The organism is Methylobacillus sp. (genome assembly GCF_036844465.1).
Taxonomy (GTDB): Bacteria; Pseudomonadota; Gammaproteobacteria; order Burkholderiales; family Methylophilaceae; genus Methylobacillus.
In genome coordinates, this window is record NZ_DAIUFW010000006.1 from 1 (window position 1) to 13,602 (window position 13,602).

Genomic DNA, 13,602 nt, shown 5'->3' on the forward strand with positions numbered 1-13,602 from the left:
GCATTATACAGACCTTTTTAATTCGGTCAAGCCAGTTTCGAAAATTTATTATTCAATAATCTTCACCACCAACTTCGCTACCCATCTCATCAGCGAGCCGCGCATTTTACAGATCAGAATTTATATGTCAACACTAATTTGTAAAACTTGCGATTTGGTTGCGGGGACAGGATTCGAACCTGTGACCTTCGGGTTATGAGCCCGACGAGCTGCCAGACTGCTCCACCCCGCGACCGATGTCTTCGCAACACATCTATTAACTTGCGTTGCGTCGAGAAACGAGACTATAGCAAAGCCGGATTCCCGATGTCAATGCATTTCTGGCATTTAAACTATGATCCAGTTCACCCATTGAAGTCTATCATTACGGAATCAATTAGTTAGCTATCGATTATAGCGGTTTATTTTCATTACTGATGATGGCAGCACGGACATAGGTCAGGTCTGCTTCAGTATCCACGCCGGCAGCCGGTGCTTTTTCTGTGATTTCGACACTGATTTTATATCCATGCCAAAGGACACGCAGTTGTTCCAGCATTTCAATATGCTCAATGACGGATGGCGTGAGTGCCGCATATGCGCGCAAAAACCCCGCCCTATAGGCATACACGCCAATATGCCTATATACCGGCATGTCTGCCGGCACATCACGGTTAGCGGCAAATGCATCACGAGGGTAAGGAATAGGGGCGCGACTGAAATAGAGGGCATGTCCTTGCTGATCGAGCACCACTTTAACAATATTAGGATTCAGAATTGAAGGGGTATCGTGCAGGGTATGACAGGCTGTGGACATTGCAGCCTCCGCATGCGAGGCCAGGTTGCCAGCCACTTCACCGATCAGCGCCGGATCGATCAACGGCTCGTCTCCCTGTACATTCACTACAATAGTGTCATCGCTCCAGCCTTGCTTTTGCACGACTTCGGCAATTCTGTCGGTTCCGGAGGCATGTTCCGGATTGGTCATAATCACTTCATATCCATAACCTCCCACCGCATCCCGAATCTGCTCATGATCTGTGGCAACGATTACCTCAGCCGCTCCACTGGCGATAGCCTGTTCGACAACCCGCACCACCATGGGCTTGCCAGCGATATCCAGCAATGGCTTCCCTGGCAGGCGGCTACTGGCGTAACGGGCAGGAATCACGACCTTGAACGTCATTAGGCAACCTCTTCCTCAGGCGGCAGCTTGCGCGCCTCCTCTTCCAGCATGACGGGAATACCGTCATGAATGGGATAAGCCAGACGGCATGGTTTACAGACAAACTCCTGCTCTGTCTTTTTATAGTGCAATGGTCCCTTGCAAATTGGGCATACCAAGATTTCAAGAAGTTTTGCATCCATTGATCAAGTTTCCTTTTCTTCCATAAGTCTGGTCAGGCGTGACAGAATTTTCTCCGCAAGGCTACGGTCTATCTCTGCGCTGATGGGCATGAACCACCAGTTCTCGCGTGCGAAGGGAATACATTTAACGGCATCCTTTTCTGTCATCAGCACGATGTCATCCTTGGCGAACTGGAAATCAGCTTCGCTATAGGCATGATGATCCGCAAAAGGATGTGCCTCCACAATCATGCCTAACTTTTCCAGTTGGCCGAAAAATCTTTGTGGATTGCCGATACCGGCGACCGCATGCACCTGTTTGCCGATCAGCTCGGATAACTCCATGCGATCTTCTGGATTATTCAGCCTGCGCAGGCCTTCTGGTACCAGCTGCATGAGATAACTGCCTGCAGCAGGAGGTCCGCTGTTGAAAACAACAGCATCCGCCTCCTCCAAACGTGTACTGGCTTCTCTCAAAGGACCGGCGGGCAATAGCTGCCCGTTGCCGAATACACGCTCCCCATCAATGATGATGATTTCCATATCCCGTTCAAGCGCATAATGCTGCAGGCCATCATCGCTGATAATGAGGTTGCACTCGGGATAATCCCGCAACAGGTAACGCGCAGCACGCGTGCGCTTGCGCCCGACATATAAAGGTGCGCCAGTGCGCTGCACCAGCAGGACGGGTTCGTCTCCGACATCATGCGGAGAGCTATCTTTGGTAACTTGGTGGGTATGAATGACATTACCACCATAACCACGGCTGATAATGCCGGGGTACCAGCCATTCTGCCGCAACAGTTGCACCAGCCAGATGACGAATGGCGTCTTGCCGGTGCCACCTACACTGATATTGCCGACGATAATGACGGGAATAGACAGTTTCTGCGACTTGAACAAGCGCAGCCGATAAGCCAACCTGCGCAAGGTCGTCAACATGCGGAACACCCACGACACCGGCCTAAGGATAATCTGCCAGCCAGTACGCTGGTACCACTGGCGTTCCAGCCATCGGCTGAATGACTGGTGCATGGTCAGCAACTCCTGATGAAATGGTTAGTAAACTGATTGGTCAAACTGGCAATGGCACCACAAGCTAGTAACAATCAGTGAAACTGCTTTCGGTAAAGTTTGGCGTAATGTCCGTTCAAAGCCAATAGTTCGGCATGGCTTCCGCCCTCAATAATCTGCCCTTGCTCCATGACCAGTATCCGATCCGCGTTCTCTATAGTGGAGAGCCTATGTGCAATGACGATTGAAGTCCGGTTTTGCATCAACTCATCCAGCGCTGCCTGCACATGGCGCTCGGATTCAGTATCCAGCGCGGAAGTCGCCTCATCCAGCAAGAGAATGGGCGCATTCTTGAGAATAGCACGCGCAATTGCCAAACGCTGCCGCTGGCCGCCGGAAAGACGCACGCCACGGTCGCCAATTTCGGTCATCAAACCTTGTGGCAGCTGCTGGATAAAATCCCACGCATGCGCAGCCTTGGCGGCAACAATCACATCTTCTTCCCTGGCGTCACGCAGCACACCATAGGCAATATTATTGAACACCGTGTCATTAAAGAGGATGACCTCCTGACTGACCAGGGAAAACTGCTGGCGCAGGCTTTTCAGGCTAAGCTCCCGAATATCGACACCATCAATCAGCACCCGGCCCTGTTGCGCTTCATAAAAACGTGGCAACAAATTGACCAAGGTCGATTTACCGCCGCCAGAGCGACCAACCAGAGCCACTTTTTCACCTGGCTTGACTGTAAAATCCAGATCAATCAACGCAGGGCGGTTCGCCGTAGGGTACTGCAGGGTTACATGATCAAAGACGATTTCGCCCTTGGCCCGCGCTATCTCCGTTTTGCCATCGTCTACTTCAGGCACGTTATCGATCAGCTCGAATACGCTATGCGCGGCAGCAAGGCCAACCTGCAACTCCTCATTAAGACTGGTCAGTGTCTTGATAGGTCCGATCAACATGAGTAAAGCGCCGATAAAAGCGGCAAACTCCCCCGCGCTGAACTTGCCCACGGCATAGAACACTACCAGGGCCAAGGCAACGCCTGCCAACAGTTCGACCACCATGCTGTTCATGCCAGAGAAGCGCGCCAGGCGAATCTGCATATGGCGGTTCTTGCCCGCCACCTTGGCAAAGCGTTGATACTCATAATCACCGCCGCCGAATATCTTCACCATGCGCTGCCCTGATACCGCTTCTTCAATCGCCTTGGTCATTTCGCCCATGGATTGCTGCACGGCCTTGCCAGAGCTGCGTAACCTTGGCGTCATGCTCTTCAGGTACCACGCCATCGCCGGGGCTACCACAGCAAAAATCAGGGTCAGCTGCCAATCCAGGTACAGCATGTATCCCACCATGCCGAGAATAGTCAGTGTATCGCGTACGGCGCTCATGGCCACCTTGGTGGCCGCGCCAGACATCTGCTCGGTATCGTAGGTCAGTTTGGAAGTCACCACCCCTGCCGACACCGAATCAAAAAAACTCACGGGCAAGCTCATCAGGCGACGGAAGGTATCCTGACGCAAATTCTCCACCACGCGCCGCGCCACCCAACGCATGGCGAAATTGGACACAAAACCAGCCAATGCGCGGATAGCAAGTAGGCCGAACAACATGAACGGCAGCAGGCTCAACTTGGCTGAATCCTGCTTGACGAAGCCCTCGTCCGTCACCATCTTGATGGCGGCCAGAAAGCCTGTGTTGGTTGCAGAGAAAGTCACCAGTGCGATGACGCTGATGAGGAAGACAAACCAGTAGCGGGCTGCATATCTGAGCAGGCGCAAATACAGCGCCCGGGCACTTGGCGTGGAGGCTGGCGCCATCCCCTGTGCATCGTTGGTCATGTTGAATACTTTAAAAAATCAAGAACCGGAGCGTGCTTGTGTTGCAAATGTGATCTGGCTATAACCTGCCTGGCGCGATGCTTCCATGACATTCACCACTGACTGATGAGTGCTTTTGGCATCCGCGCTGATGATGATGGTAGGATCCTTGCCGTCTCCTGCCGCCTTGCGCAGTGCATCGGCAATACCAGTTACGGAAGTGTCCGATACTTCATTGTTATTGACCACATAATGCCCGGATTCATCCACTCCGACATTAATGACCAAGGGCTTATCCTGCGGTGCTTCTGCTTCCGCCGTCGGTAAGTTGATCTGCAACTCCGTGACGCGTGAGAAAGTCGCGCTTACCACCAGGAAGATGATGATCACCAGCAATACGTCAATCAAGGGCACAAGGTTCATTTCCAGTTCCTCGTGCTTTTTACCTCGTTGGAAATTCATTCCTTGCGCTCACCATGGATAATTTCGACCAGTTTGACCGCTTCCTGCTCCATGTCGACAATAAATCCATCAATCTTGCCGCGGAAGTAGCGATGAAAAATCATGGCGGGCACTGCCACCACGATACCGCCAGCAGTATTGTACAGTGCCACGGAAATACCGCGGGCAAACTGCGCAACATCGTGGCCTGTCGCTGTGAAAGCACCGAACAGTTCCACCATCCCGATCACGGTGCCCAACAGGCCCAATAATGGGCTTACTGTCGCAATCGTTCCCAATGTATTCAGATATCTTTCCAGCTTGTGCGCAGCTGCGCGGCCCGACTCTTCCACTGCCTCCTTGATCACTTCACGCGATGCTCCCAGGTTTCTCAGTGCGCTGGAGAATACCGCCCCCAGCAAGGAGTGCTTTTCCAATCGGGATAATGCTTCCGCCGTGACGCCAGCATGTCCCTGTCCCAACCACTTTTGCACTTCCGGCAACAGCGTTTTGGGAACGATCTGCTGTTCGCGCAATGCAATCAGGCGTTCGATGATAATGGCTACTGCGACAATCGAAGCAAAGATCAGCGGCCAGATCGGCCATCCTGCCGCTTTAATGATTTCCCACACAAAAGTGCCCCTAAGATGTTCTGTAAAGTGGCGTTACTTTATCGCGCGTTTCCGGTTTCAGCAAGGGAAGCCGCGATAAAACCGGCAGGCTGATTGTGCCAGTAGCGTTGCGCTTTTCTGCGCCAACGCGTTACACCGATCCCCTCTTTTTGCCTGAATTCCAGCACAATGGCGCCATCATGGTCCGAACGGTAAAGATTGGCTCCCATTGCGGCATACCTCTCCATCACCTCAGATCGAGGATGATGAAAACGGTTGAGATATCCGGCGGTAAAAATGACCACCTGCGGTTTGACGGCATCCACAAACCGGGCAGTAGAAGAAGTCCTGCTGCCGTGATGCGGCGCCACCAGCACGTCTGCGCTCATACTCTCCCCCGCCGCATCCAAGAGGTCTGATTCGGCGGAGCGCTCTATATCGCCAGGCAACAACAGACTGCCTGCTGCACTGCGGATACGTAGCACGCAACTGCGGTTATTGGTGCTCGCCTTTTCCGGCAAGCGGGCGGCATTCGCCGGATATAGCATATCGAACTCAACCCCATCCCATTGCCATTTCTGTCCAGCCTGGCAGGGCAGGTGCTGCACCTTTGCCAGCGATGGCTTGCCGGATGGCAGCGAACTCAGCACCCAATCCACCGGCATTGCCGCCAATACGGAATCTATTCCGCCCGTATGATCGAGATCATCATGGCTCACGACCATGCCATTGAGCCGCCTGATGCCTGCGCCATGCAGGTAAGGCACAATGACACGGTTGCCGCTGTCGCTTTCATTGGAAAACCGCGGCCCGGTGTCATAGAGCAGCGCGTGATTCTCCGTTCTCACCACTACCGCCAGCCCTTGACCCACATCCAGCACCGCAACCTGCATATCGCCACCACTAGGGACGGGCGGCATTTCAAGAAATAATGGCAATATCGCCATCACCCCCAGCCAGCGCAATGGAACCCCTCGCGGCAACATCAGGCAAATCACGCCTGCCACCGCGAGCAACATGGCCAATACAGATGGCATATGCTGCTGCCAGACTGCTACTGGCAAGGCGCTGAGCCATTTCAACAAACCCATGGCAAGCTGCATGATCCAGTGCGCCAGCCATAACAACGAATCCAGAGGCAGGAAACTCCCGAGCAAGGTCAAGGGCACAATTACCAGGCTGACCAGGGGAATGGCGAATGCATTGGCAAGCGGTGAAATCAGGGATACCTGTCCAAACAACATCAGCAATACCGGCATCAGGCCGATCGTGACTGCCCACTGCGTCGCTACGGCATCACGCAGCCAATGCGGCCTGTGCAGCCGTCCGCTCATGGCATAGACCATGGCAGCCACCGCTCCGAATGAAAGCCAGAAACCAGCGGCAAGCACCGCCCATGGGTCGATCAGTACAACGACGAACAGCGCCAGCAGCAGCACACGGCTCACGGATACACGGCGGCCGGACCAGAATGCCAGCGCAAACACGGACAACATGTACAAAGTGCGCTGTGTCGGGATGGAAAACCCCGCCACCAGAGAATAGGCTATCGCCGCGATTACTCCTGCCAGCAAACCTGCCTTGCGGGCTGGCAAATACAATGCCCATCGCGGCACCCGTCGCCAGAAACCAGCCACCATTACATAAACCATGCCTGAGAGCATGGTGATATGCAGGCCGGAAATGCTGACGAGATGGATAATCCCAGTATTGCGGAACACCTGCCAATCCTGCTGGGAGATATCATCATCCTCGCCAATCGCCAGCGCCTTCAACACACCGGCATAAGACTGCCCATGCAACACTCGCGCTATGCGCTGGCTCACGGATTCCCGCACCATCTCTATCCAATACCCAGGCCGGTTGACCCTCTCATCCAGACGGACAGCTTCTGGTTGCTGGCGGATATAACCGCTGGCCCTGATATTACGCTCCAGCATCCACAGTTCGAAATCATATCCATGCGGATTGGAAGTGGTGTGAGGCCGCTTGAGACGCACCGTCAATTGCCAGCGCTCGCCTGCATGAAATACGGGAAGATTAGCTTTTTCAGCAGTCTCGGCAGGTGTAGGTGCTGCCATCGCAAAACCGCCGGCATAGTGGATCAACGAGATGCGCCTGGGAACAGCAGCCCCCGCAGTCTGCACCTGTTCCACATCAAAATCGAACCGCATGCCACGGTCGTGCATAACGGGAGGGCTGGCTACCACGCCTACGATAGCGATGTCCCGGCCTTGCCATGCGGGAGGCAGTTCATCTGCCATGCGCCCCTGGGCCAGCCATGCCGCCCAGAAAAACCCGAGCGTCAAGCCCAGCACTGCTAGCAGTACGCAGCGGATGACAGTGAATGTGCGAAGACAATAGAAGAGCACAGCGACCGGCAATATTCCCCATCCCCAGGTCAAGGATGGTAGCCAGGGAAACTGTTGCAATGCCCAGGCACCGGCGACAAACATCAGTGCAAACACAGGCATTCTCGATGCTGTCTCGTCAGAAAGGATTCAACTTGCCGTCCTGCAGGCGGTATTGCCGCTGCATGCGTCCCGCCAGCTCAAGATCATGCGTCACCACCACCAGGCTTACTCCATGGCCGCGATTCAGTTCCAGCAGCAAGTCGAATACGCCTTGGGCCGTATGCCGGTCAAGGTTGCCTGTCGGCTCATCGGCCAGCACGCAGCGGGGATTGGTCACCAATGCGCGGGCAACTGCCGCCCGCTGGCGCTCGCCGCCGGAAAGTTCGCCCGGCATGTGCTCCACGCGATGTCCCAACCCTACTTTATCTAACAATTCCCGTGCCTGCTCCATTGCCTCTTCCCGTGCCACACGCCTTATCATCAGGGGCATGGCAACATTTTCCAGGGCAGTGAATTCCGGCAAAAGATGGTGGAACTGATATACGAAACCCAACGCCTGATTGCGCAACTGGCCGCGCTGCGCCTCGCTCAAGGCAACCAGAGGCTTGCCCATGACCTGTACGCTGCCAGCGGTAGGCTCATCGAGCCCGCCCAGCAAGTGCAACAATGTGCTTTTGCCCGAACCTGAAGTCCCCACGATGGCAATCTGTTCACCGGTATTGACCTGCAAGCTGATGCCATTGAGCACGGCCACATCAAGGCCGGTATAGGTTTTCTGCAAGTCCGTGCACTGCAGGATGATCTGGTCATTCATAGCGCAAAGCCTCCGCCGGGTTGATCCTGGCTGCGCGCCAGCTCGGGTACAGCGTCGCCAGCAGGCTCAGCACAAAAGACAGCACCACGATCACCGTGACATCAGACCATAACAACCGGGAAGGCAGGTCGCTGATGTAGTACACGTCCTTGGCGAGAAACTGCACGCCGAACATGCGTTCGATGAATGGCACGATGACATCAATATTGAGCGCGATCAGCACGCCGAAGAATGCCCCCACCACTGTCCCGATGACGCCAATCAAGGCGCCCTGCACGATGAATATCTGCATGATGCTGCGCGGGCTGGCGCCGAAGGTGCGCATGATCGCGATATCCGCGCGCTTGTCCGTGACCGCCATCACCAACGTGGAAACGATATTGAACGCAGCCACTGCCACAATCAGCGCCAGGATAATAAACATCACGCGTTTTTCCATCTGGATGGCGCGGAAGAAATTCGCATGCTGCTGCGTCCAGTCGCTGATGTAATAATTGCCCACCCCCATCAGGCGCTCTCCAAGCTGGCGCGCCACGGCGGGCGCCCTAAACAGATCATCCAGCTTGAGGCGCACCCCCGAAACCTTTTCGCCCATGCGGTAGAGTTTGGCAGCATCACTAATATGGATCAACGCCAAACCCGCGTCGTATTCATACATACCGATCTCGAACAAGCCCACCACGCGGAACTGCTTGATGCGTGGCACCAACCCGGTCGGGGTGAACTGGCCCTGCGGTGCCATCAGCACCACCTTGTCGCCCAGCGCCACGCCCAGGGATTGAGCAAGCTCCGAACCCAGCACCACGCCGAATTCACCTGGCTTCAAGTCTTCCAGCTTGCCAGCCCGCATATGGCTGCCGAGCTCGGCCACTTTATCTTCGTCATTGGGCAAGACGCCGCGAATAATCGCCCCTTGCACCGCCTGGCCGAAAGACAGCATCCCTTGCGCCATGATGTAAGGCGCTGCCGCCTGCACATGGGGAGCCCCCTCCACCTGCCGCGCCAGCCTGGGCCAATCCTCCAGCGTATTGTCCGGCCCGGTGATCTGCAGGTGCGAGGCCACGCCCAGGATGCGGTTGCGCAGCTCCTCCTGAAAACCGTTCATCACCGAAAGCACGATGATCAGCGCCGCCACACCCAGGCCGATGCCCACCATGCTGGTCAGGGAAATAAATGAAATGAAGTGATTGCGCCTTTTCGCCCGCGTGTAGCGCAAGCCGACAAAAAGCTCAAAGGGAAGTTGTCTGAAAAATGTCATGCGGCATTCTAGCGTGAAAGCCCGCCAAACACAGCATGCAGCCATCGGCTTGCCTGACTTGTTTCCGCAAGCCAGAAAACAAAAAGCCCTTCCGTTTCAGGAAGGGCTTGATTCATGCATCCAGTAACTGATTACATGCGGATGGATTGTGCAGTGCGACGGCGCGCGAACAGCCCAACCAGGCCCATGCCCAGCAGCAGCATGCCATAGGTCGATGGCTCTGGTACGGCTGCAATTGGCGTGAAGATCACCAGATCTTGATATTTCTTGTTCTTCAGGTACTCCAGGCTATAGTTGCCAGTGTCGGCAATACTGTCGTCACCCAGGCCAGCCAGCCATGTTTGTGCCAAGGTCACGGCAGCCAGGGAATCTGGATTGTCTACGGTCTTCCAACCCAACCAACCATTCTTGACTTGCATCGTCGTATTGTCAGCCCGGAAGGTTCCTTTATCGAGGTTCAAACCCTTCTTGTCTTCCGTCACGATTTCCCAGATCGCGATCTGGAATGCGGCGGAAGATACCGCGTCATCCACGAAGGAATAATACTTGTTTGCCAGCGAAGTCAGGCTATCAGTGAACTTGGCATAAACGCTGCTGCCATCGGTATAGGAAACCGTGCTGCCCCATGGCGCCAGGTTCTGGGAAATTTCTATGCAGAACGCAGCGAAGCTATCACCATTGGCAAAAGTGCCTTGGTAGGCGCCAGCCTGGACTGTATTCCACGATTTTCCGCTATTGCTGCTGATCTTGACATCAACGACATCGGAATATTCAAACTTGGTTACCTTGGCGTTGTCCGCAAATGCAGCCTGGCTAACGACACTCATGCCAACCAGAACAGCGCCTGCCATTGTCCCCTTGAAATTCAACATCACTTTCTCCTTTTTTAAGTTATCCACGGTGCCGAATTTTCGGCATCGCTGCTGAAATGTCCCCGCATTCCGTATATCCATCATCACCAGAACGCGAAACATGTATTTCCATGCACAATCCAGGCCAGCTTTTCATACCATCCACTCGCCCGGCCTTTTTGTGGAGCGCAATGTACGGCCTATCGTTTCCTCTGCCTATAGCCCATCCGTACTAATTAGTTTCATTGGACTAATCCCCTTGACTTAGGGCTAAATGCAGATTTCTGGCGCTCTGACTCGTCCTGACACCTTTGCCCGCAATTAGCGGCTGGCAATAAAAAGCCCTCCCAAATGGAAAGGCCTTTTTTGGCTCATACGTCCTGTACTCGATCAGGCGCTGATAACAGGAGTGGAGCGGCGGCGGGCGAACAATCCAATCAGCCCCATGCCCAGCAGCAGCATGCCGTAAGTGGCAGGCTCAGGCACTGGGGTCAGCACCAGCATGTCTTGGTACTTGCCATTTTGCAGATAGCGCAGACTGTAATCGCCAGTGGCCAACACGTTGTCGTCGTTGATGCCATTCAACCAGCTCTGGGCGAGGCTGATCGCTTCCGCGCTGTTCTTGACTTTGAACGCGCCGCTTGTCAGGTCGAATGCGCCGTCTTCCAGCACGATTTCCCAGACGGCCATCTGGAATGCCGCAGAGGTCAAGGAGTCACTGACAGACGAATAGTATTTGTTTGCCAAATTGGTCAGGTTGCCGGCAACCGTGGAACTAAAGGAAGCCTCTGTGTAGCTAGCTGTCGATCCCCAGGCAGCAGCCTTCTGGGTCACTTCAACACAGAATGAGACAAAAGACTCGCTGTTGAGATCGAAGGTGCCGCTGAAAGCGCCAGCGTACGCCTTGCTCCAGGCACTGCCATTAAAACTCCAATCCACAGTGACAGCATCATTTTTGCCGCTGTATTCAAAACCGTTCAATGTCGCATCGATATTATCTGACGCAAATGCACCCTGGCTTGCCAATGCCAAACCAACCACTGCCGCACCTGCGATCCCCTTGAAATTTAACATCACTATCTCCTTTTTCTTTGCTTTTGATCTGCATGCCGAATCATCGGACAACACATGGGATATTCATGCACCCCATATACCTATCGCCGCCAGAAAACTGAATTGCTAATGTCGCTGGGGTGATATGTCGCCAATATAGCCTTGATCGCTTCCCTTGCATTTAGCCCATCTGTACTAATTAGTCCCATTGGACTAACCCCGATCATCCCTTTTCCAGCCTGTATATTCCGGCGCAATATTCCGCCAAACTGGCCGGTACGTCTGTTAAAATCCACGCTATGTTTACCGGCATCATTCAGGCCCAAGGCCACATCAGCACCATCACTCCCCATGGCGAAGACGCCAGGCTTGCCATCAATACCGGCAGCCTTGATTTGCAAGACGTCGCCATTGGCGACAGCATTGCCGTTAATGGCGTTTGCCTGACCGTCATTACCTTGGGGGAAAGATCATTCGAGGCAGATGTTTCCAAGGAAACGCTTTCCTGCACGGTGGGGCTGGATACCCCGCGCGATGTCAATCTGGAAAAAGCCCTGCGACTTTCCGACCGATTGGGCGGCCATTTGGTCAGCGGCCACGTGGATGGCGTGGGCCAGGTCATCCGTTTTGAGCCTGTGGGTGAAAGCATGCTGCTGGTGGTACGCGCGCCGCATGCATTGTCACGCTATATCGCTGTCAAGGGTTCCGTGACCATTGATGGCGTCAGCCTGACCGTGAACAGGGTTGATGGCGACGATTTCAGCGTCAATCTCATCCCCCATACCGTGGAGGTCACCTCCTTGAAAAGCCTGGGCGTGGGTAGCCGCGTCAATCTGGAAGTTGACCTCATTGCCCGCTATGTCGATCGCATGACCCAATGGAACGACACCCCGGCCTGAACCCTTACCCATGCAACCTCACCTCTTGAGCCAACATGATCAGTCCCACCATTGAAATCATTGAAGAAATGCGCCAGGGGCGCATGGTTATCCTTGTGGATGAAGAAGACCGGGAAAACGAGGGCGACCTGGTGCTGGCCGCGCAATTCACCACTGCCGAGCACATCAACTTCATGGCCAGACATGGCCGTGGCCTGATCTGCCTGACCTTGACCGAAGACCGCTGCAAACAGCTCAACCTGCCTGCCATGGTGCAGAAGAACGGCAGCGGCATGGGCACCAATTTTACCGTGTCGATCGAAGCCGCTACCGGTGTCACCACAGGCATTTCCGCCAGCGACCGCGCCAGGACGATACAGGCAGCGGTCGCACCGAATGCCCAACCGAGCGACATCGTCAGCCCTGGGCATATCTTCCCGGTGGCAGCACAGAATGGCGGCGTGCTGGTGCGTGCCGGTCACACCGAGGCGGGTTGCGACCTTGCCGCGCTGGCGGGGCTCACGCCGGCTTCCGTCATTTGCGAAATTCTCAAGGAAGACGGCAGCATGGCACGGCTGCCGGACTTGATGGAGTTTGCCAAACAGCACAAGCTCAAGATCGGCACCATTGCCGACCTGATCCAGTATCGCAATGAAAACGAATGCCTGGTCAAGCGCGCCGCCGAGCGCGAGGTCGTCACTCCCTACGGCCCGATGCGCCTGATCGCCTATGCCGACATGATCGCCAACGAAACCCACCTGGCGCTGGTGAAAGGCGAGATAAACCCAAGCCAGGAAGTCCTCGTGCGCGTGCACGAACCGCTTTCCGTCTTCGACCTCATCGACGAGAGCAGCCGCTCACACTCGTGGAACACCTTGCAGGCCATGAGAAAGATACAGGAGGCGCAAAGCGGCGTGGTCGTACTGTTGCACGGCGGCGAAGATGCCACAAACCTCGTTGAGCGCATCAAGTTTGCCGACGAGCCGGTGCGCATCCGCCAGGATTTGCGCAACTACGGCATCGGCTCGCAAATCCTGCTTGACCTTGGCGTGCGCAAAATGAAGCTGCTGGCCGCCCCGCGCAAAATGCCTAGCATTGTCGGTTTCGGTCTGGAAATCACCGGATATGTTGAAGCACCCTGAGCCACTTGCTCATCATCAGTTTTTAAGAGTTCTC

Annotated in this window: 13 protein-coding genes and 1 tRNA gene; 2 read left to right on the forward strand and 12 right to left on the reverse strand. The window is 54.8% G+C overall.

Annotated elements, in window-relative coordinates; all coding sequences use genetic code 11:
* Nucleotides 1-155 precede the first annotated feature (155 nt).
* From V7Z75_RS09010 to V7Z75_RS09065, 12 genes are all read right to left on the reverse strand, one after another.
* Nucleotides 156-232: transfer RNA gene (locus V7Z75_RS09010), tRNA-Met, on the reverse strand.
* Nucleotides 233-391: 159 nt separating this feature from the next.
* A complete protein-coding gene (kdsB, locus tag V7Z75_RS09015; protein WP_334108292.1) occupies nt 392-1,165 on the reverse strand; it encodes a 3-deoxy-manno-octulosonate cytidylyltransferase in 774 nt (257 codons plus the stop codon).
* Nucleotides 1,165-1,347 (reverse strand): Trm112 family protein, encoded by a 183-nt coding sequence (locus V7Z75_RS09020; RefSeq protein ID WP_334108293.1) that lies wholly within the window; start codon nt 1,345-1,347, stop codon nt 1,165-1,167. Before V7Z75_RS09020 ends, kdsB begins: the two co-directional genes overlap by 1 nt.
* A gap of 3 nt (nt 1,348-1,350) precedes the next feature.
* Nucleotides 1,351-2,361 carry a tetraacyldisaccharide 4'-kinase gene (gene lpxK, locus V7Z75_RS09025; RefSeq protein WP_334108294.1) on the reverse strand — a complete coding sequence of 337 codons (1,011 nt, stop codon included), beginning with the start codon at nt 2,359-2,361 and terminating at the stop codon, nt 1,351-1,353.
* Nucleotides 2,362-2,435: 74 nt separating this feature from the next.
* Nucleotides 2,436-4,187, reverse strand: coding sequence for a lipid A export permease/ATP-binding protein MsbA (msbA, locus tag V7Z75_RS09030; protein ID WP_334108295.1), 1,752 nt, complete (start codon nt 4,185-4,187; stop codon nt 2,436-2,438).
* Between the two features lie 18 nt (nt 4,188-4,205).
* The gene (locus tag V7Z75_RS09035; RefSeq protein ID WP_334108296.1) at nt 4,206-4,628 is read right to left on the reverse strand and encodes an ExbD/TolR family protein; all 423 of its coding nucleotides are present in this window, start codon (nt 4,626-4,628) and stop codon (nt 4,206-4,208) included.
* Nucleotides 4,625-5,239, reverse strand: a complete 615-nt coding sequence (locus V7Z75_RS09040) for a MotA/TolQ/ExbB proton channel family protein (protein WP_334108297.1) — start codon at nt 5,237-5,239, stop codon at nt 4,625-4,627. Before V7Z75_RS09040 ends, V7Z75_RS09035 begins: the two co-directional genes overlap by 4 nt.
* A gap of 38 nt (nt 5,240-5,277) precedes the next feature.
* A complete protein-coding gene (locus V7Z75_RS09045) occupies nt 5,278-7,692 on the reverse strand; it encodes a DNA internalization-related competence protein ComEC/Rec2 (protein ID WP_334108298.1) in 2,415 nt (804 codons plus the stop codon).
* 16 nt (nt 7,693-7,708) lie between these two features.
* Complete coding sequence (gene lolD / locus V7Z75_RS09050; RefSeq protein ID WP_334108299.1) at nt 7,709-8,386, reverse strand: lipoprotein-releasing ABC transporter ATP-binding protein LolD; 678 nt, start codon at nt 8,384-8,386, stop codon at nt 7,709-7,711.
* Nucleotides 8,379-9,644, reverse strand: a complete 1,266-nt coding sequence (locus V7Z75_RS09055) for a lipoprotein-releasing ABC transporter permease subunit (RefSeq protein ID WP_334108300.1) — start codon at nt 9,642-9,644, stop codon at nt 8,379-8,381. Before V7Z75_RS09055 ends, lolD begins: the two co-directional genes overlap by 8 nt.
* Nucleotides 9,645-9,775: 131 nt before the next feature.
* On the reverse strand, nt 9,776-10,516 hold the full coding sequence (locus tag V7Z75_RS09060; RefSeq protein ID WP_334108301.1) for a PEP-CTERM sorting domain-containing protein: 741 nt from the start codon (nt 10,514-10,516) through the stop codon (nt 9,776-9,778).
* A 369-nt stretch (nt 10,517-10,885) separates the two neighbouring features.
* Nucleotides 10,886-11,569, reverse strand: coding sequence for a PEP-CTERM sorting domain-containing protein (locus V7Z75_RS09065; protein ID WP_334108302.1), 684 nt, complete (start codon nt 11,567-11,569; stop codon nt 10,886-10,888).
* A 278-nt stretch (nt 11,570-11,847) separates the two neighbouring features.
* On the opposite strand from V7Z75_RS09065, the gene V7Z75_RS09070 reads away from it, so the two are divergent.
* A complete protein-coding gene (locus tag V7Z75_RS09070) occupies nt 11,848-12,447 on the forward strand; it encodes a riboflavin synthase (protein WP_334108303.1) in 600 nt (199 codons plus the stop codon).
* A gap of 35 nt (nt 12,448-12,482) precedes the next feature.
* Nucleotides 12,483-13,568 carry a bifunctional 3,4-dihydroxy-2-butanone-4-phosphate synthase/GTP cyclohydrolase II gene (gene ribBA, locus V7Z75_RS09075; RefSeq protein WP_334108304.1) on the forward strand — a complete coding sequence of 362 codons (1,086 nt, stop codon included), beginning with the start codon at nt 12,483-12,485 and terminating at the stop codon, nt 13,566-13,568.
* Nucleotides 13,569-13,602: the final 34 nt, after the last annotated feature.